Source organism: Microbacterium halimionae, from assembly GCF_011761265.1.
Taxonomy (GTDB): Bacteria; Actinomycetota; Actinomycetes; order Actinomycetales; family Microbacteriaceae; genus Microbacterium; species Microbacterium halimionae.
In genome coordinates this window covers 846748-870792 of record NZ_JAAOZB010000002.1, presented here as the reverse complement: position 1 = coordinate 870792, position 24045 = coordinate 846748, and the positions used below count along the sequence as shown (strand labels likewise).

The following is a 24045-nucleotide window of genomic DNA, read 5'->3' as shown; positions in this document are numbered from 1 at the left end:
GCGAACGAGCTTAGTCGGTCTCGTCCGGGTCAAGAAGTCCGCCGCTGCCGCGTTGGATTTTGAGCTCTTGACTGTCTTTCATAACCTGTGGGTGATAAATCGCAAGATTGATCACGCCCCAGATGGCGATCGCACCGGCAACGACAAAGATGACGTAGCCCCAGATCGGGACAGCTGATCCTTCACCGAGCACGGCAAGCCCGATGACTACGGCGACCATAGGATCCACCACAGTAAGGCCTGCAATTGCCAAGTCGGGCGGACCCGACGAGTATGCGGTCTGCACAAAGTACGCACCGAGCGCCGTTCCGGCGACAAGCGCGAGCAGGCTCAGGAGCGTCAACCAGTCGAAGTTGCCAGCTTGGAGCCGAAGAATCACGATCTTTGCCAGAGTCGCGACAAAGCCGTACACAATGCCAGCCGCAATGACGTAAAAAAGTGCGCGTGCCTTACGGCGACGAAAGAGCAGCCACAGCAGCACGAGAGCGACGGATATCACGAACAAGAGGACGAGCACGACCGAGATCTGACGCGTCGTCACGGCCTGCTCCACGGCAAACAACGCTGCAACCGTTACGAAGAGGAAAATGCCACCGACGCAGGCAATGATCGCAGTGATGGAGCGGCGAGTCGGGGTGTGTCCGGTCACGCGTGCATTCAAGAGGGTTGTGATCACCAGCGAGATCGCACCAAGCGGTTGCACAACGATGAGGGGCGCCACGCTCAGTGCGCCCAGCTGGCACACAATTGCGAGACCAAGCATGACAGTACCCAACACCCATGACGGGCGCGTGAGTAGGCGGCCAAGCTGAGAGAGCGTCAGGCCGTTTGAGTTGGCACCGCCGGCGAGCTCGCCAACTTTTGTCACACCTCGGTGCTGGTACTGCGCTCCAAACGACATGAAGACGGCGCCAGCGAGGGCCAGCGGAATGCCGAGAAGCAAAGCGGGGTTATCGAAAACCCCTACCAGCTGGTTGCTGACGTCGTCGAGCGTGGGAGAAAACCAGGACACCATAAAACACTAGCTGGCAGGTGTGCTCGATAGGCTCAAGGCGTGGCTGTTCTTCCAATTTGCATCATGGGTGATCCTGTTCTTCACGCGCCTGCCGCGCCTGTCGATGTGATCACCGACGAAATCCGAACCCTCGTCGCCGACATGTTGGAGACGATGGATGCCGCGCCCGGAGTGGGCTTAGCGGCCCCGCAGGTGGGCGTCGCGCTCCGGATCTTCACGTACACCTATCCCGACGACGACGGCGCCCCCTGGCGCGGTGTGATCATCAACCCCGAGCTGTGGATACGTCCGATCGAACCTGGAGAGCCTGACCCAGACGACGAAGCTGAGGGCTGCCTCTCTGTGCCAGGAGAAAGATTCCCCCTTCGCCGGTCCGACGCAGCCGTTGTGTCAGGAACTGATCTTGACGGCGCGCCGGTTCGCATCGAGGTTTCCGGATGGCGTGCGCGAATTCTGCAACACGAGTTCGATCACCTGGATGGCGTGCTCTATATCGATCGTATTGATGACAGCGACTGGAAGACGGTACAGAAGATCGCGCGGAAGCGCGGTTGGAACCGGCCGGGCGTCTCCTGGATGCCGGGAGTCGACGACGTCGACGCGTGACGTCCTAGGACGTGCTCTAGGACTCGGTCGCGGTCTTCGTAGCCTCTGTTGAAGCTGCAGCCGGCGTTGCCGGTGAGGCATCGGCGATAGCGTCACCGACGCTCTGCCCAACAACCCGTCCCTGGATAACCGAGGCGAGATCGAGGCCCGTCGCCGCTCGGACGGCGTCGAAGGTGGCACGGAGTCCCGAAGCCGACTCGCTGGCGAGGTGGCTACTGGCGCCCTCTCCCCCGAGAACGGTGATGGAGCCGACCTTGTCGTATCCCTTTGCGAACTCGGTCATCATCGGAACAAGCGATTCAAGCGCACGCTGCGCGAGAAGCGCTTCCTGGTTCTGAGAGAGCGCTTCAGCTTCTGCTCGAATAGCTCCAGCTCGGGCGTCACCCTCGAGGCGAATTGCATCGGCGTCTGCCTGGGCGCGTACACGCGTCGCGGCTGCCTGCTGCTCAGCGATCTGGGCGTGAGCTTCAGCTTCTTTCACGTGAGCGTAAGCGTCGGCATCCGCTGCACGCTGGCGCTCGTAAAGGTTCGCGTCAGCAACCTTCTGCACGTCCGCGTCGAGCTGCGCTTGCTTGTTCTCAGCCTCTTGCAGAAGAACTGCCTGCTGCCGCTCGGAACGCTCGAGCGCCTCGGCCTGCTCTGCCTCAGCATTGGCCCGACCGACCTGAGCCTTGGCCGCCGCCGTGTTCTTGTCGAGCGCTGTCTGCTCGATCAGGTTCGCCTCATCGGTCGCAATTTGGCGAGCGCGAATCTCGCGATCTGCGTTGATCTTGGCGACGTCTGCATCGCGCTTTACGCGCTCAACCTCGGTCGCGCCAAGAGCTGCGATGTAACCGTTCGAGTCAGTAATGCCCTGAATCTGGAAAGAATCGAGGATAAGACCCTGGGAAGACAGGTCGCCCTTGATTCCTTCTGCAATCTGATCTGCGAGCCGCTGCCGGTCGCGCATCAGTTCTTCGACGGTAAGCGTCGCGACTACGCCACGAAGCGCACCCTCGAGCTGCTCGGTCGTGAACTGTTCGATTGCCTTGTCTTGAGACGCGAACCGCTCTGCCGCTCGCCGCACAGACTCGGGGTCAGACCCGATTTTGACCAGGGCCACTCCGTTGACGTTTACCGTCACGCCGTTCGACGATTGCGCCGTCGGCTCCATCTTGATCTGACGGGCGCGAAGGGAGATCATTTCGGCGCGCTGCGTCAGCGGATTGACTATTGCACCGCCGCCGGTAATCACAGTGATGCGCGATGAACCGCCGTCATTGCTCTTCTGGCGCTTACCGACGATGACAAGAGCTTCATCTGCGCGCGCCACGCGATACCAGGCACGAATCAGGATCGCCACGATGATGGCAACGACGATGATGACTACGACGGCAATGATCGCAATGAGACCGACAGCCCCTAGTGCGGCGAACTCCATAGTTCCTCCAGACAGCGTGCCCGCGAGCGTTCACTACGCGGTTCTTCAACCCTACCGATTTCCCGAAGGTGGAGATCCTGCGCAAACTTATTCGCACCACAGAGTGTGCAAATGTTGCTGTGACAAACTCGCATCAGCGTTGCCTCAAACACAAAAAAGCCCCTGTTGAGGGGCTTTTTTGAGGAAATTGCTCCCCCACTTGGACTCGAACCAAGAACCTACCGGTTAACAGCCGATTGCTCTGCCAATTGAGCTATGGAGGAATATTCACTGCCCTTAACGGGCAACCAGACAAGCTTAGCAAACGTCAAAGGGTGCCCGTGCACGTTTGCTGCTTTGTCGAGAAAACTCCGTCAGCGCGTCGTCGGAAGTGTGCTCGGCGCGACGAGCCTTGAGTCCGCCTCCGAACTCGGCGTCCACAGCAGATCTTTCGTTCCGCGCCCGAAGGCGATCGGGTGCCCAGCCCGCAGAACGAGAACGTAGGGGTCGAGAGCGTTCACGGCATCCGTATCGTTCGTCACGAGCACCGCAGCCATCCCACGCTCGTCTCGGCGTCGCATGATTGCCTCGCGCACAAGCCGCCGTGAATCGACGTCGAGGTTCGCAAAAGCGTCGTCAGCGATGAGCAATCGCGGTTCGAGCATGAAGGCCCGAGCGAGTGCCACGCGTTGGCGCATTCCCGCGCTGAGCTCATAAGGATATTTCGATGTCATACCCAAGGGCAGCGCGAATTCGTCGAGCAACGTAGCCACACGCACCGCGATCGCACGCGCGTTGGCCCGACGATCGCGACTTGTGACCGGTTCAGCGATGATCTCGGCGACCGTCGACCGTGGCGCAAGGCGTGCGGCATCTCCCTGCGCGAGAAAACCCGCGTGATAGGTAATCTGCCGAAGCGGGTGACCGCCCTTGCGGATAGAGATTCCTTCAACGCGTGCGTCGCCGCCCACAACTTTCATGTCTGGTCCGCCGTGCCCGGCAAGCATCGCAGCGAGCGAGCTTTTTCCGGAACCGGTCGGTCCCATCAACACGAGCGTATTAGCGCGTTCGAGAGTGAAAGTGACCCCGTCCACGACTCGCGCAGTGTCACCACCGCGGCCGGAGACCCGCTCGATTGAGAGGTCGTTAACATCGACAGCGACAGAAGCCGGTTTAGAGCGAACCATACGGTTCATCCTGCCCTGTCTGAAGAGCTCTTCGCTACTGCTCGCCGCGAACCTGCGCCCGCTCAATGTCTATTTCTCTCGCGCGTATTTGCGCTTTGCGGCTCTCTATTGAGTCGCCAGGGAACTGCTTCATCTGCCGGACAAGTTCAGATTTTTCGCGATCAAGAGCACGCATCAACACCCGCCGTGCGAGGTCATTGGCAGAAGCTACTGCGTGTTCGTCATCCCGAGCAGGAAAGTCTGACGTCAGTAGTTCCGCGGCCAGCGTGCGGTACGGCTCACGTACCCGAGATACCGCATCCACTGCCCAACCGGCTCGTTGCGGATCGGGGGCGGCCGCGACGGACTGGCGCACGGCATCGAGACCTGGAGTATGAAAATCTACCGCCATTGCGCGCCGGAAAAGGTCTGCGTCCATACGGTGCCCGTACTGGAGCGCGCCCATGAGCGTGTCGCGCTCCAAAGCGGTCTCTGCCGTGCGAGGTAGGTCACGAACGCTCACCCGGATCGCGGGAGCATCGTTTGTGTTTGGCGCTCCGTCCACTCCTGCAGCGCCATTTTGCGGCGTCGTCATCTTCCGAGGGTTCTTCGCGGCGTCGTTTCCACGACGCGCTGCGCGCTCGACAGCCGCGCGCACCTCGCCAAGTTCCAGACCGATGCGGCGGGCAAGAACACGCACGTAACCCGGACGAAGCGATGGGTCGCGAATATCTGCGACGATCGGAGCCGCGGCGCCGAGCGCACCCGCGCGACCCTCGACTGTCGCGAGATCGAATCCTTCAAGCCGGCGGTCGATTGCGAACTCGAACATGGGTGATTTGGCATCGATCAAGCTGCGTACGGCGCCATCGCCCCGTTTCAGCCGGAGGTCACAGGGGTCAAGGCCCTCGGGAGCAATCGCTACGTAGGTCTGAGCTGCGAAGCGCTTTTCATCGCCGAATGCACGGAGCGCTGCCTTCTGGCCGGCTTCGTCGGGGTCGAAGGTGAAAATAACCTCGCCAGACGAGTTGTCATCACCCATGACACGGCGAAGCACCGTGATGTGGTCGGTGCCGAAGGCCGTTCCGCAGGTCGCAATTGCGGTGGTGATGCCGGCGAGGTGACACGCCATAACGTCGGTGTATCCCTCAACCACGACGACACTGTGGGAACGCGAAATGTCTCGCTTCGCGAGGTCGAGCCCGTACAGCACCTGAGCTTTTTTATATATCGGTGTTTCAGGGGTGTTGAGATACTTCGGACCATTGTCATCGTCGTGGAGGCGACGCGCGCCAAATCCGAGCACCTGTCCGGTGAGGTCTCGAATCGGCCACACCAGACGCCCACGAAAACGGTCGTAGATCCCCCGCTGCCCCTGAGAGACGAGTCCCGCTATCGTGAGTTCCTCTTTCGAGAACCCCTTTGCCGTCAGCGCATCCAGAAGGTGTGACCACCCTTTAGGCGCGTATCCCACGCCGAAGCGCGCCGCGGCTCCGGCGTCAAAGCCACGCTCGCCGAGAAACTTTCGCCCGATTGCAGCTTCGCTGCTACTCAGCTGCCCGCGGAAGTACTCAGCAGCAGCAGCATTTGCGGCATAAAGCCGAGAGCGACCCGAGGTCTCCGGGGCCGCACCGCCCTCCTCGTAATGCAACGAGTAACCGACACGGCCCGCAAGTATCTCGACGGCCTCTGTAAACGAGACGTGGTCCATCTGGCGCAGAAAGGTATAGACGTCGCCGGATTCCCCGCATCCGAAACAGTGATAAAAACCCACTTGCGGGCGCACATGAAAGCTTGGACTGCGCTCGTCGTGAAAAGGGCAGAGTCCCTTGAGCGAGCCGACGCCTGCTGACTTCAACGCAACACGCTCACCGATGACGTCAGCAATGTTGACGCGCGACTTCACCTCTTCGATGTCTGCCTGAGCGATCAGCCCCGCCATCAGAGGCCTTCGAGGGGTTCGGGCAGCGCGTACGACGAACGCACCATCGGGCGGATGTCGGGCACCCACATACCAAGCGCCGCCATATCAAGTTCAGAGACGAGCCGGCCGTGCCATGAAATGGCAAACCGGTCGGTGAGGGTCGCGACCTGGTCCACAATCACACGCTTGCGTGAGGCATCCGATGTTGCCGTCGCAAAATCTTCCACGTGAATCGCGTCGAGATGCTCGGGCTTTTCCCAGAGCGCTGTCGCAAGCCGCTTGAGCACATGACGTTGTTCTTTGTACAGGCTCTTTCTACCCTCAATGGTCACAACAAATGCACCAATCGTGCCTTTCAGGACTGCCATTTCAGCCTCGATCACGCGCGGCACGACGACGTGGCCGTGGTAGCGCGTGAGTGTCGGCGACTCGTAGGCGTCGCGGGTTGCTGACGTCGCAGCACGGGCGAACCGCCCAATGAGGTCAGACGTGAGGTTCTTCAACCGCGCGAGAGATGCGCGTGATCCGTCGAAGTCTTCGACCCATTCGTCGAGTTGCAAGAGTCGGTAAAGCGCGTCTGCGAGTTCATCTCGAGTGAAGTCGTACCCGACCCAGGCTTGAATTGCGCTGAGGAGTGCTGAGTGCTCACGCACATCAGAAAGGCGTCGCGGATCAAGATATCCATTGACGACGGCGTCTTCGAAGTCGTGTACCGAGTAGGCAATGTCATCCGAGAGATCCATCACTTCGGCCTCGATGCAGCGCACCCGCCCCGGCGCACCGGACCTCAGCCAGTGGAAGACATCTTCATCGTCCGGATATACGCCGAATTTGAGCCGACCGCCGGGATCTGGAAGCGGGTTAGCGCTCGTCCATGGATATTTACTCGTCGCATCCAGGCTCGCTCGGGTGAGGTTGAGCCCGTAGCTACGGCCATTCGATACTACCTTCGGCTCAAGTCGGGTCAGAATCCGAAGGGACTGTGCGTTGCCCTCAAATCCGCCGATGTCTTCGGCCCACTCGTTGAGAGCACGTTCACCGTTGTGCCCAAAAGGCGGGTGGCCAAGGTCATGGCTGAGACAGGCAGTATCGACGACATCCGGCGACAGCTGCAAAGCAGTCGCGAGTTCGCGGCCTACTTGCGCAACCTCCAGCGAATGAGTGAGACGGTTGCGTGCGAAGTCGGCGGGACTTGCCGGGCTCAGCACCTGAGTTTTCGCCGCCAACCGCCGAAGGGCCGCGGAGTGAAGTACGCGCGCACGATCACGAGCGAAGTCGTCGCGCTGTGAGCGATGCTCCTCAGAAAAAAAGCGCGAGGCGTCATCGTTCGAGTACCCGCTCGGACGACCTGTCGAAATGCCCGAGATTGTTGATTCAACCGCCACTGTTTTCCACTTCTGCGTCAGCGATCATTCGGGAAGCTTCGCGTGTGACGTCGCGCGAGTCCAACCAGCCTTCTGGGAGCGCCGGACGCTTCGGAGTACCGGCGCGTCCGCGCTGGCCCTCTGCAGCAGCCCCCGGATACGGAGCATGCGTGTCAAGAGTTCCAAGGATTTCATCGAATTCGGCGAGCGAACTACCGGTCGCGAGCTGCGCACGCGTCTCGCCTCCGACCGGATAGCCCTTGAAATACCAGGCAACGTGCTTTCTCACATCCCGGCACCCGCGACCTTCGTCATCGAAGAATTCAACGAGGAGCTCGGCATGACGCCGGAACGCATTGGCGACGAATCCAAGGGTGGCATCCACCGGTGCCACATCCGCTCCGAACGCTGCGGCAAGATCACCGAACAGCCACGGACGCCCAAGACATCCACGGCCCACCACGACACCATCACAGCCGGTTTCTGCCATCATGCGCACGGCGTCATCGGCCGACCAAATATCGCCGTTTCCGAGCACCGGTACGGAGGTCACTGCTTCTTTCAAATTCGCAATTGCAGACCAGTCGGCGTGGCCGGAGTAAAACTCGGCGGCTGTGCGGGCGTGCAGAGCGACAGCAGCTACACCCTCGCCTTCGGCGATCCGGCCCGCTTCGAGGTATGTGAGGTGATCATCATCGATGCCTTTTCGCATTTTGACAGTCAGCGGAACGTCTCCTGCCGCGCGCACGGCGCCGCCGACAATGTCACGGAAAAGATCGAGCTTCCATGGCAGCGCCGAACCGCCACCCTTGCGTGTGACTTTGGGGACGGGGCATCCGAAGTTCAAATCGATGTGATCGGCGCGATCCTCCGAGACGAGAATGCGAACAGCCTCGGCCATCGTCTGGGGGTCGACGCCGTAAAGCTGAATCGAGCGTGGAGTCTCTGATTCGTGGTGTGTGATGAGCCGCATGGTCGTGTCGTTACGCTCAACGAGAGCACGAGACGTAATCATTTCGCTGACGTACAGCCCCGCGCCGTATTCGCGGCACAGCCGCCGGAACGCTGTGTTTGTGATCCCTGCCATGGGGGCGAGCACGACGGGTACCTCGAGCGCGTGAGGTCCGATCCGAAGAGTCGGAGCAGTAGCGAGTACAGAAGTCACATGTTTATTCTCTCTCACCTCAGCCCACTCATGGTGGCGCGGGCATACGCTGTGAACATGAGCGAGACGACGACTTCACTGCGCGACATAGATTTCCTCACTTCCGACGGCACACACGCACGACTCGCTGATTTCAGCGACCAGGTTGTGCTCGTTGTGAACGTGGCCTCCAAGTGCGGTCTCGCGCCGCAGTACGAGCAGTTGGAAGAGCTCCAACGCACATACCAGGACCGCGGCTTTACCGTGCTCGGCTTTCCGTGCAATCAGTTCATGGGACAAGAACCCGGCACGAGCGAAGAGATCCAAGAATACTGCTCGATGACGTGGGGAGTTACCTTCCCAATCCTCGACAAGGTTAAGGTGAACGGCATGGGAGCTGCGCCCGTCTACAAGGCGCTGAAGAAGGCGAAGGATGAAGAGGGTCGACGAGGACCCATCATGTGGAATTTCGAAAAGTTCGTCCTCACGCCCTCGGGAACTGTGCACCGATTCCGCCCGCAGACGAAGCCCGACGACCCCGCGATCGTTTCAGTGATCGAAAGCAATCTTCCGAAGTAACGTTCGGCGGCGCAGCCCTTTAGGCCTGCGCCGCCCGTACGTTAGACCGCTGCCGGTTCCCCTTGATGCTCCGCCCACACCTGGCGCGCGATCTGAGAGAAGGCGGCAGGAGGCTGAGCGCCGCTGATGCCGTACTTTCCATCGATCACAAAAAATGGCACACCGTTGATGCCGTACGCGCGAGCCTGTTCCTCGTCGGCACGCACTGCTTCCACGTACTTTTCCGAGATCAAAGCTTCACGCGCCTCATCCGCGTCTAACCCGATCTCTACGGCGAGCTCGACCAGGTCGTCGATGCGCCCCACGTGGCGGCCCTCGACGAAGTGCGCTGACAGAAGGCGCTCCTTCATCGAGCCCTGAAGGCCTTTTTCTTTCGCGAAGTGCACAAGCTCGTGTGCCTTAACCGTGTTGGTGTGCTTGAGATTGTCGAAGTGATAATCAAGTCCGGCGTCGCGCGCGACATCTGTAACACGAGCCGCCATTTCGAGGGCTTGCTCGCGTGAAATCCCCTTGTGCTGCACAAGGTACTCCGTTTGATCGCCCTCAAAGTCGACCGGTGTATCGGGTGAGAGTTCGTACGAGTGGTATGTGACCTCGACCCGAGGTGCGTCAGCATCGCCGGCAACCTCAGCCAGGCCTGTTTCGAGATTTCTCTTACCGATATAGCACCACGGGCAGGCGATGTCGCTCCACACGTCGATCTTGATGGCATCCGTCATATAGGACGAAACCGCCAAGACGGCGACGCTATTCCCTTACTTAGTTGGTGCGTCTTTCGCACCGCCGAATCGGCGGTCCCGATCGAGATAGCGAGAGACACCTTCCCAAAGATCGGTGCGCGAAAAGTCGGGCCACAAAGTATCGAGAAAGACGAACTCTGCGTACGCGGATTGCCACAGGAGAAAGTTGGAAGTGCGCTGTTCGCCGCTCGATCGCAAGAAGAGGTCGACATCCGGCATATCCGGAAGATAGAGGTGCTGGCGAAGAAGCTTCTCGCTCACAGCACGAGGGCGAAGCTTTCCCGCCGCCACCTCATCGACGATCGAGCGCATCGCGTCGATAATTTCGACTCGGCCACCGTAGTTCACACACATCGTGAGTGTGAGTGTGTCGTTGTTGCGCGTGAGCTCTTCCGCGTACTGCAGCTCCTTGATCACCGAACCCCACAGCCGAGGTTTGCGCCCAGCCCAACGCACGCGCACACCCCACTCGTTGAGTTGATCGCGACGGCGATGCAGCACGTCACGGTTAAACCCCATGAGAAATCGAACCTCGTCGGGCGAACGTGACCAGTTTTCAGTCGAAAAGGCATAAACCGAGAGGTGCTTGACTCCGGCCTGTATCGCACCAGCGACAACGTCGAGAAGTGCCGCTTCGCCCGCTTTATGCCCTTCCACGCGCGTAAGACCTTTGCGGTTTGCCCATCGACCGTTACCGTCCATCACGATTGCGACGTGGTTTGGCACCGAACCACGAGGGAATTCTGGAGGGTAAATGCCCGTCCAGTCCAGCGCACGGTATTCCACGGCGTCACGGTGTGTGTAAGGCTTCGGCGTCATCGGGTTGTCTCCATGTGGCTGAGAGAGCGGATGCCGCGCTCCAAGTGATATTGCGTGTACGCCGCGATCAAGCCTGACGCCGCCGAGGACGCCGCGTTTTCTGCGCCGTCGACGATCTCCCACTCCCCCGCCATCAGCGCACGAAGATGCGTGGCAGTCTCCCGCGACAGACGCGGCGCTCCCACCGGCGCGCAAGACGCACAGACGGCACCGCCCATCTGCGCAACGAAAATGTCGTGTGGTCCAGGTTGGGCGCAACGCGCACACTCATCAAACGCCGGCGCCCATCCCGACAAAGCCAAAGCACGCAGCAAATATGAATCAAGTATGTTGCGCGGGGCGTGATCACCCCGCGAGAGTGCACGCAGGCCGCCTACGAGAAGCAAGTAATGAGACGTCGACGCCTCGGCGTCACCCAGGCGATCAGCAGTTTCAACCATGGCGCTCGCAGCCGTATATCTGTCGTAGTGAGCGACGATCTCACTCCCGTAGGAGCCCAGAGACTCAGCCTGCTGAATGACGTCTAGCGAACGGCCGATATAGAGCTGCACATCTGCCACCATGAATGGCTCCAGCCGTGATCCGAACTTGGACGACGTGCGACGGACCCCTTTTGCGACGGCGCGAATTTTTCCGTGTCGCCTACTCAGCATCGTCACGATGCGGTCAGCTTCGCCGAGCTTGTGTGTGCGCAGCACAACAGCTTCGTCGCGATAGGTAGGCATCTTCTAATTATCTCCCGCAAACACTGGGTTCGCTCGAAGACGGGCCGACTACCACACGGTATAAAACAGGTGTTGCACGACGAGCGCCCACACCAGCTGTCCGCCGAGTGCTGCTGAACGCCACCGTGGCGACAAATACGCCAACGAAATCGTCAGCCATGGGATGAACGGCAGCCAGATTCGCTCAACCTCGGCTTTACTCATGCCAGAGAGATCGGCGAGAACGATCATGACGGCGGCCGCGGCGACCAACAAGACGGGAACGCTCAGTTTTCGGAGCTTTAGGCTCATTGCAGCAATTCCTGCCGCGACGAACGGACCAGCGCTTATCGCGAGGGCAGCAAGGTTGCCCCAAACCCAGTATTCGAAGGGACGGCGGCGGGCAATACCGTCCCAATACCGTTCGCGTATGACCGCAAATGCTTCCCACAGCGAAAAACCCCCGGCGGCAAAAGCCAGTATGACCGCGAGCGCGGCAGCCGCGGCAATCGGCAAGACGAGCCACTTCTTGCCCGCGATCAACACAGCGATTGCGAGAACACCGAACAGCAGCATCCCGTACGACATCTCGAGGAGCAGCCCGAGTAATAGTCCCCCACCCACTGCCCAGATAATGCACATAATTCGATTGCGGGCGGCTGCGGCAAGCGCGAGTGCGGCAACGCCCCATGCACCCACGACGGCGAAGACTGCGTCTGCTGAGACTGCAAGAAAAACAGCGGCCGGTGTGAAAACCAGAAACGGCGCTGCGCGGCGGGCAACGTCTTCCACCTTCAACGCACGCATCGTGACCAACACGGCGGGAGCCAGGGATGCCGCAATCACAGTGACGACGAGGCCCGCGACGAAATCCGAGCCGAGTCCGATACGAACCAACCCCACAAAAAACAGGAGCGTCGCTGGCGGATGACCTGCAACATGCGTCACCCAATTGTTTTCTGCGTCGAGAGGGATGCGCGATATGTACTCCTGCAGGAGCACCCCCACGTTCGTCACACCCCGCGCTGTCTCGAGGTATTCGTAGGGATTACCGAGAACTCGCGAGATTCCGCTCGGACCGTCAACGAAAGCCAGCGCCAGCATCCAGACGAGTGACGCCAAGAATGCTGCGGCAAGAAGCGCGCGCCACGAGAGCTCACGCGAGAATCGGGGCGCGTAGCGCCAAGCAAGCATCGCCACGATGATTGCCACCGCGCTCGCAATGCCGGCGTGCGGTGACCACAACCCATGAAGCGGCGCCAGAGCGTTTGGGTTTTCGGAGCGGGACGCCCGCGTGGCTACGTCCCAGCCGGTGACATTGGGAATCACGATGGCTGCCGCTATCAGCACCAGCGCCAGGATCAGACCGGTCCACGCGGCGCGGCTGCCGCGGCGAGTGTCTTCGGCCGCAGTCGGATGCGTCGGCATGAACTGAGCCTAAACGTGGATTGCGAAATTTTGGTGTCGGGCGTTCCGCTGACGGTGAAGTCAGTGTTTGCTGTGATTATGCACCAAAGCGTCACCGACCGCCTTTCGGCCCGAGCCGAGGCCTTCGTCCGCACATCCGGCATGCGTGTAAACACACCGGGTCGGCGCACTCGTACAACAGTCGTGCTGGGCCGAGTGCTCGGCATCCTCATGCTCGTCTGTTTCTCAACCGGTCTCTACAGTCACGTGCTGCAAAACCCACCGGAGTGGTTTCCGCTGTCTCCCCAGCCAGCGCAGCTCTATAGATTCACGCAAGGAACGCACGTACTCGCGGGTCTTGCGCTCGTCCCCGTGCTGCTCGGAAAACTGTGGTCGGTTTTTCCGCGACTTTTTGTCTGGCCCCCTGTCACCGGTGTGCTGTCGTTTTTGGAACGGCTGGCGGTCGCAGTTCTGGTTTCGACCGCGCTGCTCGAAGTCGCACTCGGTGTCATGAACATTGCACAGTGGTACATATTTCCTTTCTCCTTTCGTCGGGTGCACTTCGCGCTTGCGTGGATATTGATCGGCAGCATCGCGCTGCACGTTGCGATCAAACTGCCTGCGATCGTCAGCTTTTGGCGACGCCCTAGCGTTGACTCACACACGACCACCGACGCGCCTGCCAGCGGCGACACTAGCTCGCATGCTGAAGCCGTTTCGCGCCGCGGCGCCCTTATCGCGGTGGGAACAGCCGCAGGCTTGATCGTCGCCACAACCGCCGGTCAGACCTTTGCACCGCTGCGATCAATTGCGTTTCTGGCTCCTCGTCGCCCCTATACCGGCCCTCAGAGTCTGCCCGTGAACCGGACTGCCGCAGAGGCCGGAGTCCTTGATTCAGCTCGTTCTCCCTCGTGGCGGCTGACAATCACCGGCGCAACGAAGAGCATCGAATTGAGCCGCGAAGATCTACTCAGCATGAACCAAACGACGGTCGAGCTTCCTATTGCTTGCGTGGAAGGCTGGAGCCAGCAAGCGACCTGGCGGGGTGTGCGCCTGAAGGATCTCTTGGAACTCGTGGACGAGAGAAACGTTGATGTGCGACTCGAAAGCCTCCAGGTGCGTGGCGCGTTTGCCACGACAACGATGCAGGCAGCGTACGTCGCCGACCCCACGACTCTCGCCGCGCTCTTTCTCGGCGACGAACCCCTCGACATTGACCATGGGTACCCGTTGCGAGTCATCGCTCCCGGCCGACCAGGAGTGTTGCAAACGAAATGGCTCAGCCGTATCGAGGTGATCCGATGAGTTCTATCGCTGCTGATCCTCCACGTCTGCTATTTCTCCGTGTCTTCATTGGTGCAGGCGGAGTAGTACTCATCGGCCTCGGCCTCGTGTTCGCTCTCATGTCTCTGCCACTAGACGACATCGGCCATCTCGGCATCTGGCTAGTCATGGCGCTCATCATTCATGATGCGGTGATCGCCCCGATCGTCGCGGTGGCCGCGAGCTTCGCGCTACCGCTCGCTCGCACGATCGGTCCGGTGTATGCGGCCATCGCCCGCGCATCGCTCGTGGCATCGGCATGCGCCGCGCTCGTGGCTATCCCGGGTATCGCGGTGCGGATAGCGGGGCCCCGCAACAGCACCATCCATACGACTGACTATCTCTTCGTCGTCGCGATCATGTGGCTGTCGGCTCTCACCATGAGCGCAGCTTGCGTCCTCGCAGGATGGCTAGCGAGAAAACGCAGGGCAGACAGGGGCAACTACGAGTCGGCTCGTGCGGACAGATGAGATCGCATAGCACTCCACACTTTCTCGGTGCGCGAGCCCGGAATAGAGCTGGCGATCTCGTCAATATCTTCAACGTGATCAAAATCGCGCAATGTCGACAGGTCGCGAACCTGCAAACCAGCGTCAACAAGGCGAGATCGCTGCTGCTGCCCGGTGTCGGGCTGTGACATCTCAACGCCTCGAATAACACTGCCGTCGGGTTCTTTCATGGCGAGTGCCCAAAACCCGCCGTCTATAGCTGGTCCGAACCAGCAATCTATCGACTTCTCCCACCCCGTCAGTGGCCCGGCTAGATCTTGAATCGTGACCTGAGGTGTATCCATCCCGATCATCAAACTTGGGCCGGTCATCTCGTCAAAAAGAAACCCCAGGCGCTGGTCGAGCCCACCCGAAGGTTGCGGCAAGACCTCGAACCCGAGACGCTTCGCGCCCTGCGGCGGGATACCGTCGAAAAATAGGATGCGTCGCGTCGCAGGAATTGCCGACACGAACTCGATCGTGTCGGCAAGACTCGCCGCTGCGAGCTCAGCAGCCTCATTCGGCGTGAGCAGCGGACTCAACCTGGTCTTGACGAAACCCGGACGGCACTCTTTCGCAATGATCGCCACGGTGAGAGATGAGCTCATGCTGAATACTCCCGCAGCAGTTTCGACATATCTTTCACGGCGATCAGAGTGCCCCTCGCCGTCCCGGTGACTTTAGAGCGCCCGACCCGTGGGTGGTACGCAACCTCCTTTTCGACGATGCGCCACCTGGCCGCCGCAGCTTTGAGCATCATTTCGAGCGGGTATCCACTGCGACGATCTTTCAGATCCAGCGAAAGCAAATCTTCTCGGCGCGCTGCTCGCATAGGTCCCAGGTCCCGCACGCGAACCCCGGTCGCCCGCGTAATGCGCCGGGCAAGCTCGTAGTTGGCGAGGCGCGCGTGCCACGGCCATGCACCTCTCTGCGTGGGTACTCGGCACCCTAAGACAAGATCGGCGGCGCCGTCGCGCACGATTGCCGAAAGAGTGGGGAGTTCTTCAGGATTCAAAGAAGCGTCAGCATCCGCGAAAGCCACAATTGGCGCGGTCGCCGCCTCCAAACCGGCATGAGCCGCCGCGCCGAATCCTCGTCGAGACTCAGAAACAACAAGTGCACCGAATTCAGCTGCGATCTGCGCCGAACCATCGGTGGATCCGTTGTCGACGACGATCGCGCGGCAGGAGGGTGGGATGTGAGAAAGCACCCACGGCAGCGCTGCCGCCTCGTTCAAACAGGGAAAGACAATATCGATTTCATTCAACTTTGGTGCTCAGCTTCCTGCAGACCGAAGTGGAGCAGTAGCGAATTCCCGCATGCCCTCCTCGAACGGCACCGCTGCGTGCCATCCAAGTTCTTTTGAAGCGCGCTCAGACGACGCGGTGATGTGCCGCACATCTCCAAGACGAAATTCACCCGTTGTGAGCGGGGCGGGTCCGCCGAATGCATCACTCAGTGCAGTTGCCATTTCACCAATCGTGCTCACCCGGCCACTGCCGACGTTGAACGCACGCACCGCGCCCTCCGGCGCGCTATCTGTCCAGTCAGCAGACGCCATGTTCGCTCCAGCGACATCGGAAACGTGCACAAAATCCCGACGCTGAGCGCCGTCTTCGTACACCCGAGGCGCTTCGCCTCGCTCAAGAGCAGACCGAAACAGCGACGCGACTCCCGCGTAGGGCGTATCACGCGGCATTCCTGGTCCATATACGTTGTGGTAGCGAAGTATCGCGGCTCGGCCACCCGTCTCACGAGCCCAAGACGATGCGAGGTGCTCCTGCGCCAACTTCGTTGTCGCGTACACGTTTCGCGGATCGGTGGGTGCGTCCTCTGACAAGAGCTCCGGCACCAGAAGCTCCTTCGTATCGGCATCGTAGGGATCGAAGTTACCGGCGATGAGGTCCGCCGCGAGCCGCGGCGCCGGCCGAGCAACCACGCCACTACCAGGAACTCGGTAAGCGCCCTCGCCGTAGATCACCATCGACGAAGCCAGAACGAGGCGTTGCACTCCGTGACGGCGCATCGCAGCCAAGACTTCTGCGGTTCCTGCGACATTGGTGCGCGCGTAGTCGGGTGCGTCTGCCATGTTGACACCGAGCCCGACTTTCGCTGCCTGATGAGAAACGACGTCAACACCTTCAAGCGCGGCGTCGAGTACATCGGGGTCAGTCACATCACCGTGTATGAAATCAGTGTCGCTTCGTCTGCCGCTCGGTGCAGAACCGTGCACGTCAGCACGTAGCGAGTCGAGTATTCGCACGTCCCATCCGGAACTGGCCGCCAGACGATGTAGCCGGGAACCGATAAATCCCGCGCCACCGGTGATGAGCATCCTTCGCATTTACTTACCCTAAGCGCCATCTCCTGTTCACGAGGCGGCTTGACGGCGAGCAAATTTTAGACTTCCGGCGTGCTGAAACGAGTCGCCACAGCGAGTGCCGCGCACAATAGGTGATGTGCCTCAGCCGCTCTTCGTCATCCCGCTCTGGGCCGATCTCGTCGCGGTCGGACTTGGTGGAATCCAAGGTGCGCTCTTCGCCTCCGGGTTCCGCGGCGATCGTCGACTCGATTTTCTCGGAGTCGCCATCATCGGAATTCTCATGGGCATGGGCGGCGGCCTCATTCGCGACCTCTTGCTGGGGCTGCCACCCGCGACGCTGCAATCAAACTGGTATCTGCTAACAGCAATTGCCGCGGCGCTCGTGGGTATGTTGCTTGCGGGCATACTCGCGAGAGTGAACTGGCTCATCGTTGGGCTGGATGCTGTCGTTATCGGTCTTTTTGGCGCATTTGGGACGAGCAAGGCGCTGGTCGTCGGGCTTCCCCTCGTTCCCGCTGTATTCGTAGGGGTCTGCGCCGCGGTGGGCGGCGGCGTGCTGCGTGACGTGATGATGGGCTTGCCGGTCGCGATCATGCACGTCGGGTCGCTTTACGCGGTAGCGGCAGGTGCCGGATGCCTCGCCCTCGCTTCAGCAGCAGCATTAGGACTAGACATCGGGCTCGCCGCGGTGATCGGGGTGAGCTTCACAACCGTCATCCGGCTCCTCGCAGTCATCTTCGACCTCTCTCTGCCGGAACAACGGATGCTTTATCGGCGAAAGGTTGCAGTGGAGACTGCGGCTATTCCGATTGTGCACCCCAAGGCCTAGCCGAGGGAGACAGCAATGGAGGGCCGGGTGAGCTAAATTTGCTCACCCGGCCCTCCATCGAATACGTCTTAAACGGCGGTGAGCTCACCCGCTACCGTGCGAGTGCGCACCGCGCGGTTGACGCACGACACGACGGCTTTCAAAGAAGCTGTCGAGATGTCACCATCGATGCCGACACCCCACAGCCGCTCGCCGTCTACTTGGAGTTCCACATAAGCCGCAGCCTGCGCATCGCCGCCCGCGCTGAGAGTGTGTTCGACGTAGTCGTAGAGCGAAATGTCGAATCCGTGCCCGCGGAGAACATCAATGAACGCAGCTACCGGGCCGTTTCCGTGCCCCGTCGTGTCAGAGACCGTTTCGCCGTCGCGCAGCCGCACCGCAAGTTCGACATCGCCAGTCATTTCACTCGTGCTTCTGGTCGCGAGCAGCTCAAAGCGTCCCCATTTGCTGTCACTTTGAACAGCTGGCAGGTACTCGTCGGTGAAGATCGACCAAATTTGGTCGCTCGTCACTTCGCCACCCTCCGAGTCAGTCTTAGCTTGAACGACGCCAGAGAACTCAATCTGCAACCGACGCGGCAGATCAAGCGAATGATCAGTCTTCAACAGGTAGGCCACGCCACCCTTGCCTGACTGCGAGTTCACGCGAATAACAGCCTCGTAGGAGCGTCCAAGATCTTTGGGATCAATGGGCAGGTAAGGAACAGTCCACTCAATGTCATCAACGCCAACGCCTTCGGATGCCGCGCGCGCCTCCATCGCTTCAAGACCTTTCTTGATGGCATCCTGGTGCGAGCCGCTGAACGCCGTGAACACCAGATCACCGGCCCATGGGCTGCGTTCGTGCACAGGCAGTTGATTGCAATATTCGACCGTTCGCTTGATCTGGTCGATGTCGTTGAAGTTGATCTCGGGGTCAATTCCCTGCGTGAACAGGTTGATCCCCAGCGCAACGAGATCGACGTTTCCGGTGCGCTCTCCATTGCCGAAGAGGCATCCTTCAATCCGGTCAGCGCCCGCCATGTAACCCAGCTCGGCAGCTGCGATCGCTGTACCGCGGTCGTTGTGCGGGTGCAGCGAAATGATGATGTTGTCGCGGTGCGCGAGGTGGCGGTTCATCCACTCGATCGAGTCGGCGTAGACATTCGGGGTCGCCATCTCGACCGTCGCGGGCAGGTTGATGATGACTTTGCGCTCGGGCGTCGGTTCGAAAATCTCGATGACCTGGTTGCAGACGTCTACAGCGAACTCGAGTTCGGTGCCGGTGTAGCTCTCGGGAGAGTACTCGTAGTAAACCGTGGTATCCGGGATTGTCTTTTCGTACTCACGGCACAACCGCGCGCCCTCGAGCGCAATGTCGATGATGCCCTGTTTGTCGGTGCGAAAGACGACATCACGCTGAAGCACGCTGGTCGAGTTGTAGAGGTGAACGATCGCCTGTTTGGCTCCGGCAATCGAATCGTAGGTTCGCGCGATCAGGTGCTCTCGCGCCTGCGTCAGTACCTGAATGGTGACGTCGTCGGGGATGACGTTGTCTTCGATGAGGTGGCGCACGAAGTCAAAGTCGGTCTGACTCGCGCTCGGAAAGCCAACCTCGATCTCTTTGTACCCCATGCTCACGAGCAGATCGAACATCACTCGTTTGCGCTCGGGACTCATAGGATCGATGAGCGCTTGGTTTCCATCGCGCAAATCTACAGCGCACCAGCGAGGTGCTTGCGTGATTCGAGCATCGGGCCAGGTGCGGTCGGGAACGTCGACCTGAATTTGATCCTGGTACGGCCGATACTTGTGGATCGGCATTCCGGAAGGCTTTTGTGTCTTGTGCATTTCTTCGCTTCTTCTCTCGTGTGTTGAGGCGGGCCAGCACAAGCTCCGCGACGAGGAAGGCCCTAAATCGAGGACTCGTCGCGGCAGCTAAGAAGAAGAAGCCCACCGAAGCGCATGTAAAAGATGGTAGCAGGGATAGAAAGCACTGAATCCTTAGAAGCCCAGCCGCCCCAGCTGCTTGGCGTCGCGTTGCCACTCTTTCGCAACGCGTACGCGGAGCGAAAGAAACACTCGTGTGCCAACGAGCGGTTCAATCTGGGCACGCGCGGTCGCTCCAACATCCCGGAGGCGCGAACCGCCCCGACCGAGGATGATGGCCTTCTGGCTGTCGCGTTCGACAACGATGTTCGCAAAGATATCCGTGAGGTCAGAGTTTTCACGAGGCGACATATCTTCGATGGTGACGGCAATCGAGTGCGGCAGCTCATCGCGGACACCCTCGAGAGATGCCTCACGAATAATCTCTGCAATGCGGTCTTCGATCGACTCATCTGTCACCACACCCGCGGGATACAGAGCCGGACCGATCGGCATGAGCGCGAGCAACTCGTCAGTGAGCACGTCGAGCTGGTCGTTCGTCAGCGCAGAAACAGGAATCACCGCGGACCAGTCCTCGCGGAGCGCATCCACCTCGAGCAGGCGTTCGGTGATCTGCTCCCGTGTCGCCACATCGGTCTTTGTGACCAGTGCGACTTTGACGGCCCGTTTGTATCCATCAAGCGAGTGAGCAATTCGTGTGTCGCCCGGTCCTACTTTTTCGTTTGCCGGAGCGCAGAACACAATCACGTCTACGTCGCCGAGAACCTGATCGACGAGATCATTTAGCCTCTGCCCGAGCAGCGTCCGAGGCTTGTGGATCCCCGGAGTGTCAACGATTACCAGCTGTCCGGCTGGTCGATTCAGAATCCCTCGGATCGCGCGCCGCGTGGTCTGCGGCTTATCGCTCGTGATCGCTACCTTTTCTCCCACAAGCGCGTTCGTCAGCGTTGATTTTCCGACGTTTGGGCGTCCGACAAATGTTGCAAAACCGCTGTGGGTGGGTACCGCGTTAGTAGATGAGTTTGTGTCCGTCATGTCAATCCCGTCGCTTGGCATTCTTGCCTTTAGTTTTCGGAATGCGTACGGCACCCGTATCTGCGGAGAGAATGCTTTCGGCAATGGTGTCCGAATCATCCTCATTGGTTTCTTCAACCGCTGCAGGCGGTTGGGCGCGTTCGACGAAAACTGTGTCGAGTCCCCGGCCACGCCCACGAGAAGTTCCGCCGACGAGGATGAGCCCGTCACGCTCGGCTCGCGCTCCCGGTTGCGGCACTCGTCCGAGTGCTTTAGAAAGCAGACCGCCTACCGAATCAACATCATCGTCTTCGAGGTCGAGACCAAACAAGTCACCGACGCTGTCGAGCGAAAGCCGGGCAGAAACGCGATAGCGACCCGGCTCGAGCTCGACGACCTCCTCGACCCTCGGGTCATATTCGTCAGAAATCTCACCGACGAGCTCTTCCAAAAGGTCTTCCAAAGTGACGAGACCCGATATTCCCCCGTACTCGTCGATCACAAGACAGACGTGCACAGCGTCGCGCTTCATCTGCTGGAGCAGCGTCTCTGCCTTCATCGATTCCGGTACGAAGACGGGGCGTCGTGCGAGCGGCCCGACCGGGGCCTCAGCCCATTTCGTCTCGTCACGAAAGGCGAATTGCACGAGATCCTTCAAATAGAGCACACCCTGCACGTCGTCGCGCTCATCTCTTAAGAGCGGGATGCGAGAAACGCCCTTTTCAAGAAAGAGGGCGATTGCTTCGCGGGTGGGTGTGCTTGCTGGCAGCGTGACCATGTCAGTATGCGGAATCATCACCGCACGCACGTATGTATCTGTGAAGTCGAAGACCGAGTGAATGAGGTCGCGGTCGTCCTCTTCGATGAGGTCGTGGTCAGCAGCTTCATCAAGCATGCTGAGCAGTTGTTCTTCGGAGTCGAACGATGCGCCGCGGGAGGCGCCCGGAGTGACACGGTCGCCGAGTGCCACAAGTGCGTGCGCGAGCGGACCAAGAACAATTCGTGCACCACGAATGATCGGTGCGGTTCCGCTAAGGAGTCCTCGGGAGTGACGACGGCCCACTGAACGAGGGCTTGCACCCACGACGACGAACGAAATGCCGGTCATCAATACGGCGGCGCCGAGCATCGCCCACCAGATGTTTTGGATCAGCATCGTGAACGACACAGTGACAAGCACAGCAGCTGTGGTTTCTGCGAGCACACGAATGAAGATCACCGCGTTTTCGTGCGCATCAGGATCTGCCGCGATTCGCCGCAGCAGGTCAGCGTTCTTTCCCTGCTCCGCAGCCTCCGCGAGATCTTGCCGAGACGTCACGCTGAGCGCGGCGTCGATGGCAGCCATCAGCGCTCCAAACGCCGTCAAGATGACGGCGAGGACGAGCAGTAAAACAGGTGTCATGCGTGATTCCGGCGCCGCTCTGCCGCGGCGAAGGTCGCGATGAGTTCGCGCTGAAGACCGAACATCTCGCGTTCCTCAGCTGGCTCAGCGTGGTCGAATCCCAAGAGGTGCAGCAAACCGTGTGTCGTCAACATCACGAGTTCATCCTGCGTGGACTGGGGTGGCGTCGCTGCCTGAGCTTGCGTCTGGGCGACTTGAGGACACAACACGATGTCGCCGAGAAGGCCTGGCGCCGTCGGCTGCTCCTCGGTACCCGGCCGCAATTCATCCATCGGAAAACTGAGAACGTCGGTGGGGCCCGGCTCATCCATCCACTGTACGTGCAGCGCTTCCATCGCGCCCTCATCCACCAGCAGGATTGCGACATCCGCGTCAGGGCTCACGTGCAACTGCGCGAAGTTACTCTCCATGAGCCGTAAAAATACCGACTCATCGACCTCAAAACCCGACTCGTTGTTGATTTCAATCGTCATGAACGTCCTCGCTTCGGAAGCCTGTCTCGTGTGGCGCCAGCGCGTGGCGCGCGGCGATCAACGCGGCTCGCGAACTCCGCTGCTTCGTCGCGTTCCCGTCGCGCAGCGACCGCACGTTCGTCGTACTCGGTGTACGCGTCGACGATCCGCCCAACGAGTGAGTGACGCACAACGTCAGCGCTTGTCAGCACGGCAAAGTGAATGTCGTCAATGTCACGAAGCACCCGAGTCACGAGACGAAGTCCCGAAGAGCCCTGGGGCAGATCGACCTGGGTGATGTCGCCCGTGACGACCATGCGGGTGCCGAAGCCAAGACGTGTCAAAAACATCTTCATCTGCTCCGGCGTCGTGTTCTGAGCTTCATCGAGCACGACGAACGAGTCGTTGAGCGTACGGCCTCGCATGTAAGCCAACGGTGCAACCTCAATAGTTCCTGAGGCCATGAGCTTTGGAACGAGTTCTGGGTCCATCATCTCGTTGAGAGCGTCGTAGAGCGGACGCAGGTACGGATCAATCTTGTCTGTCAAGCTGCCAGGCAGAAAGCCCAAGCGTTCGCCAGCCTCAACGGCCGGCCGCGTGAGAATGATGCGGCTCACCTCTTTGCGCTGGAGTGCTTGCACGGCCTTCGCCATCGCAAGATAGGTCTTACCTGTACCGGCAGGACCGATGCCGAACACGATCGTGTTCTCTTCAATCGCATCGACATAGTCTTTTTGACCCAGTGTCTTCGGGCGCACGATCTTGCCGCGAGAGCTCAGAATCACTTCGCCGAGCACCTCAGAAGGTCGCATAGCTCCGTCCTTCTCGAGAATTCGCTGCGACGTTGCAACATCTGCGGGTGCAAGATCGTGACCTGCACGTGTCATTGTGATCAGCTCGTTCACGAGCTCTTTCGCCCCCGCAACGACCTCGGGCGTGCCTGTCAGCGTGATCTCATTGCCGCGGACATGCAGGTCGACACCGGGATGCTCGCGCTCAAGCACGCGCAGAAGTCGGTCGCCCGGCCCCAACAATTTCACCATTGCGATGCCATCGACAAGGATGCGCTCGACGGTCGAGGAATCAGAACTATCAGCCACCAAGGCTCTTTTCATTGAGAGATCCGGAAAGGACATGAGCGTGAACGTGAAACACCGTTTGGCCTGCGCCTTCACCAGTGTTGAAAATCAAACGGAAGTCACCATCTGAGTGCTCCACAGCGAGCGATCGAGCAAGAGCAACCATTTCGGCCATTAGCGCCGGGGCCGCAGCGGCAAGTTCCACGACGTCGCGAAACTCTTGAGTTTTAGGAATCACCAAGAGATGGACGGGAGCCTGCGGAGCAATGTCGCGAATCGCAAAAACGTTGGCGGACTCCCCCACGATCTCCGCGGGAATTTCTCCCGTGAGAATTCGCGTAAAAATCGAAGGTTCACTCATACCTCCATCCTACCGAGGGTGCCTCACGACGAGCTCCCC

The 24045-nt window shown here is 59.9% G+C and carries 24 protein-coding genes and 1 tRNA gene; 5 read left to right on the top strand and 20 right to left on the bottom strand.

The window, feature by feature from the left end:
* Window positions 1-10: 10 nt before the first annotated feature.
* Window positions 11-1012 carry a DMT family transporter gene (locus FHS06_RS11940; protein WP_375138700.1) on the bottom strand — a complete coding sequence of 334 codons (1002 nt, stop codon included), beginning with the start codon at window positions 1010-1012 and terminating at the stop codon, window positions 11-13.
* A 42-nt stretch (window positions 1013-1054) separates the two neighbouring features.
* Between FHS06_RS11940 and def the strand changes: the two genes are divergently transcribed.
* Window positions 1055-1621 carry a peptide deformylase gene (gene def / locus FHS06_RS11935; RefSeq protein WP_167049554.1) on the top strand — a complete coding sequence of 189 codons (567 nt, stop codon included), beginning with the start codon at window positions 1055-1057 and terminating at the stop codon, window positions 1619-1621.
* Window positions 1622-1637: 16 nt separating this feature from the next.
* On the opposite strand, the gene FHS06_RS11930 is transcribed toward def, so the two are convergent.
* The 6 genes from FHS06_RS11930 to dusB form a co-directional block, all read right to left on the bottom strand.
* The gene (locus tag FHS06_RS11930; RefSeq protein ID WP_167049552.1) at window positions 1638-3041 is read right to left on the bottom strand and encodes an SPFH domain-containing protein; all 1404 of its coding nucleotides are present in this window, start codon (window positions 3039-3041) and stop codon (window positions 1638-1640) included.
* Window positions 3042-3231: 190 nt separating this feature from the next.
* Window positions 3232-3304, bottom strand: a tRNA-Asn gene (locus tag FHS06_RS11925).
* A gap of 90 nt (window positions 3305-3394) precedes the next feature.
* The gene (locus FHS06_RS11920) at window positions 3395-4207 is read right to left on the bottom strand and encodes an ATP-binding cassette domain-containing protein (protein ID WP_167049550.1); all 813 of its coding nucleotides are present in this window, start codon (window positions 4205-4207) and stop codon (window positions 3395-3397) included.
* Window positions 4208-4241: 34 nt separating this feature from the next.
* On the bottom strand, window positions 4242-6128 hold the full coding sequence (gene dnaG, locus FHS06_RS11915; protein ID WP_167049548.1) for a DNA primase: 1887 nt from the start codon (window positions 6126-6128) through the stop codon (window positions 4242-4244).
* Window positions 6128-7495, bottom strand: coding sequence for a deoxyguanosinetriphosphate triphosphohydrolase (locus FHS06_RS11910; protein ID WP_167049546.1), 1368 nt, complete (start codon window positions 7493-7495; stop codon window positions 6128-6130). The genes dnaG and FHS06_RS11910 overlap by 1 nt, the downstream gene beginning before the upstream one ends.
* A complete protein-coding gene (gene dusB, locus FHS06_RS11905; protein ID WP_167049544.1) occupies window positions 7485-8639 on the bottom strand; it encodes a tRNA dihydrouridine synthase DusB in 1155 nt (384 codons plus the stop codon). The genes FHS06_RS11910 and dusB overlap by 11 nt, the downstream gene beginning before the upstream one ends.
* A 57-nt stretch (window positions 8640-8696) precedes the next feature.
* Between dusB and FHS06_RS11900 the strand changes: the two genes are divergently transcribed.
* Window positions 8697-9197, top strand: coding sequence for a glutathione peroxidase (locus FHS06_RS11900; RefSeq protein WP_167049542.1), 501 nt, complete (start codon window positions 8697-8699; stop codon window positions 9195-9197).
* A gap of 41 nt (window positions 9198-9238) precedes the next feature.
* On the opposite strand, the gene FHS06_RS11895 is transcribed toward FHS06_RS11900, so the two are convergent.
* Genes FHS06_RS11895 through FHS06_RS11880 form a run of 4 tightly spaced genes read right to left on the bottom strand, consistent with a single transcriptional unit; the run spans window position 9239 to window position 12888 of the window.
* Window positions 9239-9916, bottom strand: a complete 678-nt coding sequence (locus tag FHS06_RS11895; protein ID WP_167050331.1) for a DsbA family oxidoreductase — start codon at window positions 9914-9916, stop codon at window positions 9239-9241.
* Between the two features lie 36 nt (window positions 9917-9952).
* Window positions 9953-10756 (bottom strand): isoprenyl transferase, encoded by an 804-nt coding sequence (locus FHS06_RS11890; protein ID WP_167049540.1) that lies wholly within the window; start codon window positions 10754-10756, stop codon window positions 9953-9955.
* Complete coding sequence (gene recO / locus FHS06_RS11885; protein WP_167049538.1) at window positions 10753-11481, bottom strand: DNA repair protein RecO; 729 nt, start codon at window positions 11479-11481, stop codon at window positions 10753-10755. The genes FHS06_RS11890 and recO overlap by 4 nt, the downstream gene beginning before the upstream one ends.
* A 48-nt stretch (window positions 11482-11529) precedes the next feature.
* Window positions 11530-12888 carry a hypothetical protein gene (locus tag FHS06_RS11880; protein WP_167049536.1) on the bottom strand — a complete coding sequence of 453 codons (1359 nt, stop codon included), beginning with the start codon at window positions 12886-12888 and terminating at the stop codon, window positions 11530-11532.
* A gap of 15 nt (window positions 12889-12903) precedes the next feature.
* Between FHS06_RS11880 and FHS06_RS11875 the strand changes: the two genes are divergently transcribed.
* Window positions 12904-14172, top strand: coding sequence for a molybdopterin-dependent oxidoreductase (locus FHS06_RS11875; RefSeq protein WP_310734814.1), 1269 nt, complete (start codon window positions 12904-12906; stop codon window positions 14170-14172).
* The gene (locus tag FHS06_RS11870) at window positions 14169-14660 is read left to right on the top strand and encodes a hypothetical protein (RefSeq protein ID WP_167049534.1); all 492 of its coding nucleotides are present in this window, start codon (window positions 14169-14171) and stop codon (window positions 14658-14660) included. The genes FHS06_RS11875 and FHS06_RS11870 overlap by 4 nt, the downstream gene beginning before the upstream one ends.
* Here FHS06_RS11870 and FHS06_RS11865 read toward each other — a convergent pair.
* From FHS06_RS11865 to FHS06_RS11855, 3 genes are read right to left on the bottom strand one after another with little or no spacing between them, the layout of a single operon-like run.
* Window positions 14633-15286 carry a TIGR04282 family arsenosugar biosynthesis glycosyltransferase gene (locus FHS06_RS11865; protein ID WP_167049532.1) on the bottom strand — a complete coding sequence of 218 codons (654 nt, stop codon included), beginning with the start codon at window positions 15284-15286 and terminating at the stop codon, window positions 14633-14635. The two genes, FHS06_RS11870 and FHS06_RS11865, sit on opposite strands and share 28 nt — an antisense overlap.
* Entirely contained in the window at window positions 15283-15945 is a 663-nt protein-coding gene (locus tag FHS06_RS11860; protein WP_208388157.1) for a glycosyltransferase family 2 protein, read from the bottom strand. The genes FHS06_RS11865 and FHS06_RS11860 overlap by 4 nt, the downstream gene beginning before the upstream one ends.
* 9 nt (window positions 15946-15954) lie before the next feature.
* The gene (locus FHS06_RS11855; protein ID WP_167049530.1) at window positions 15955-17022 is read right to left on the bottom strand and encodes an NAD-dependent epimerase/dehydratase family protein; all 1068 of its coding nucleotides are present in this window, start codon (window positions 17020-17022) and stop codon (window positions 15955-15957) included.
* Window positions 17023-17137: 115 nt separating this feature from the next.
* Here FHS06_RS11855 and FHS06_RS11850 point away from each other — a divergent pair, with 115 nt between their 5' ends.
* Window positions 17138-17830 carry a trimeric intracellular cation channel family protein gene (locus tag FHS06_RS11850; RefSeq protein ID WP_167049528.1) on the top strand — a complete coding sequence of 231 codons (693 nt, stop codon included), beginning with the start codon at window positions 17138-17140 and terminating at the stop codon, window positions 17828-17830.
* 68 nt (window positions 17831-17898) lie between these two features.
* Here FHS06_RS11850 and leuA read toward each other — a convergent pair whose 3' ends face one another.
* The 6 genes from leuA to FHS06_RS11820 form a co-directional block, all read right to left on the bottom strand.
* On the bottom strand, window positions 17899-19659 hold the full coding sequence (gene leuA, locus FHS06_RS11845; RefSeq protein WP_167049526.1) for a 2-isopropylmalate synthase: 1761 nt from the start codon (window positions 19657-19659) through the stop codon (window positions 17899-17901).
* 153 nt (window positions 19660-19812) lie between these two features.
* Window positions 19813-20733 carry a GTPase Era gene (gene era / locus FHS06_RS11840; RefSeq protein ID WP_167049524.1) on the bottom strand — a complete coding sequence of 307 codons (921 nt, stop codon included), beginning with the start codon at window positions 20731-20733 and terminating at the stop codon, window positions 19813-19815.
* Window position 20734: 1 nt separating this feature from the next.
* Window positions 20735-22114 (bottom strand): hemolysin family protein, encoded by a 1380-nt coding sequence (locus FHS06_RS11835; protein ID WP_167049522.1) that lies wholly within the window; start codon window positions 22112-22114, stop codon window positions 20735-20737.
* Window positions 22111-22587 (bottom strand): rRNA maturation RNase YbeY, encoded by a 477-nt coding sequence (ybeY, locus tag FHS06_RS11830; RefSeq protein WP_167049520.1) that lies wholly within the window; start codon window positions 22585-22587, stop codon window positions 22111-22113. Before ybeY ends, FHS06_RS11835 begins: the two co-directional genes overlap by 4 nt.
* Window positions 22584-23681: a PhoH family protein gene (locus tag FHS06_RS11825; RefSeq protein ID WP_167049518.1), complete on the bottom strand. Its 1098-nt coding sequence runs from the start codon at window positions 23679-23681 to the stop codon at window positions 22584-22586. Before FHS06_RS11825 ends, ybeY begins: the two co-directional genes overlap by 4 nt.
* The gene (locus FHS06_RS11820) at window positions 23659-24006 is read right to left on the bottom strand and encodes an HIT domain-containing protein (protein WP_167049516.1); all 348 of its coding nucleotides are present in this window, start codon (window positions 24004-24006) and stop codon (window positions 23659-23661) included. Before FHS06_RS11820 ends, FHS06_RS11825 begins: the two co-directional genes overlap by 23 nt.
* Between the last annotated feature and the right edge of the window lie 39 nt (window positions 24007-24045).

Coding starts and splice junctions, on each gene's coding strand:
- FHS06_RS11920 (WP_167049550.1), bottom strand. CDS start 4,207: ATGGTTCGCTCTAAACCGGCTTCTGTCGCTGTCGATGTTAACGACCTC.
- era (WP_167049524.1), bottom strand. CDS start 20,733: ATGACGGACACAAACTCATCTACTAACGCGGTACCCACCCACAGCGGT.
- ybeY (WP_167049520.1), bottom strand. CDS start 22,587: ATGACGATTGAAATCAACAACGAGTCGGGTTTTGAGGTCGATGAGTCG.
- dnaG (WP_167049548.1), bottom strand. CDS start 6,128: ATGGCGGGGCTGATCGCTCAGGCAGACATCGAAGAGGTGAAGTCGCGC.
- FHS06_RS11855 (WP_167049530.1), bottom strand. CDS start 17,022: ATGCGAAGGATGCTCATCACCGGTGGCGCGGGATTTATCGGTTCCCGG.
- leuA (WP_167049526.1), bottom strand. CDS start 19,659: ATGCACAAGACACAAAAGCCTTCCGGAATGCCGATCCACAAGTATCGG.
- FHS06_RS11880 (WP_167049536.1), bottom strand. CDS start 12,888: ATGCCGACGCATCCGACTGCGGCCGAAGACACTCGCCGCGGCAGCCGC.
- FHS06_RS11900 (WP_167049542.1), top strand. CDS start 8,697: ATGAGCGAGACGACGACTTCACTGCGCGACATAGATTTCCTCACTTCC.
- FHS06_RS11895 (WP_167050331.1), bottom strand. CDS start 9,916: ATGACGGATGCCATCAAGATCGACGTGTGGAGCGACATCGCCTGCCCG.
- FHS06_RS11930 (WP_167049552.1), bottom strand. CDS start 3,041: ATGGAGTTCGCCGCACTAGGGGCTGTCGGTCTCATTGCGATCATTGCC.
- FHS06_RS11835 (WP_167049522.1), bottom strand. CDS start 22,114: ATGACACCTGTTTTACTGCTCGTCCTCGCCGTCATCTTGACGGCGTTT.
- FHS06_RS11890 (WP_167049540.1), bottom strand. CDS start 10,756: ATGACGCCGAAGCCTTACACACACCGTGACGCCGTGGAATACCGTGCG.
- FHS06_RS11870 (WP_167049534.1), top strand. CDS start 14,169: ATGAGTTCTATCGCTGCTGATCCTCCACGTCTGCTATTTCTCCGTGTC.
- FHS06_RS11825 (WP_167049518.1), bottom strand. CDS start 23,681: ATGAAAAGAGCCTTGGTGGCTGATAGTTCTGATTCCTCGACCGTCGAG.
- FHS06_RS11865 (WP_167049532.1), bottom strand. CDS start 15,286: ATGAGCTCATCTCTCACCGTGGCGATCATTGCGAAAGAGTGCCGTCCG.
- FHS06_RS11820 (WP_167049516.1), bottom strand. CDS start 24,006: ATGAGTGAACCTTCGATTTTTACGCGAATTCTCACGGGAGAAATTCCC.
- recO (WP_167049538.1), bottom strand. CDS start 11,481: ATGCCTACCTATCGCGACGAAGCTGTTGTGCTGCGCACACACAAGCTC.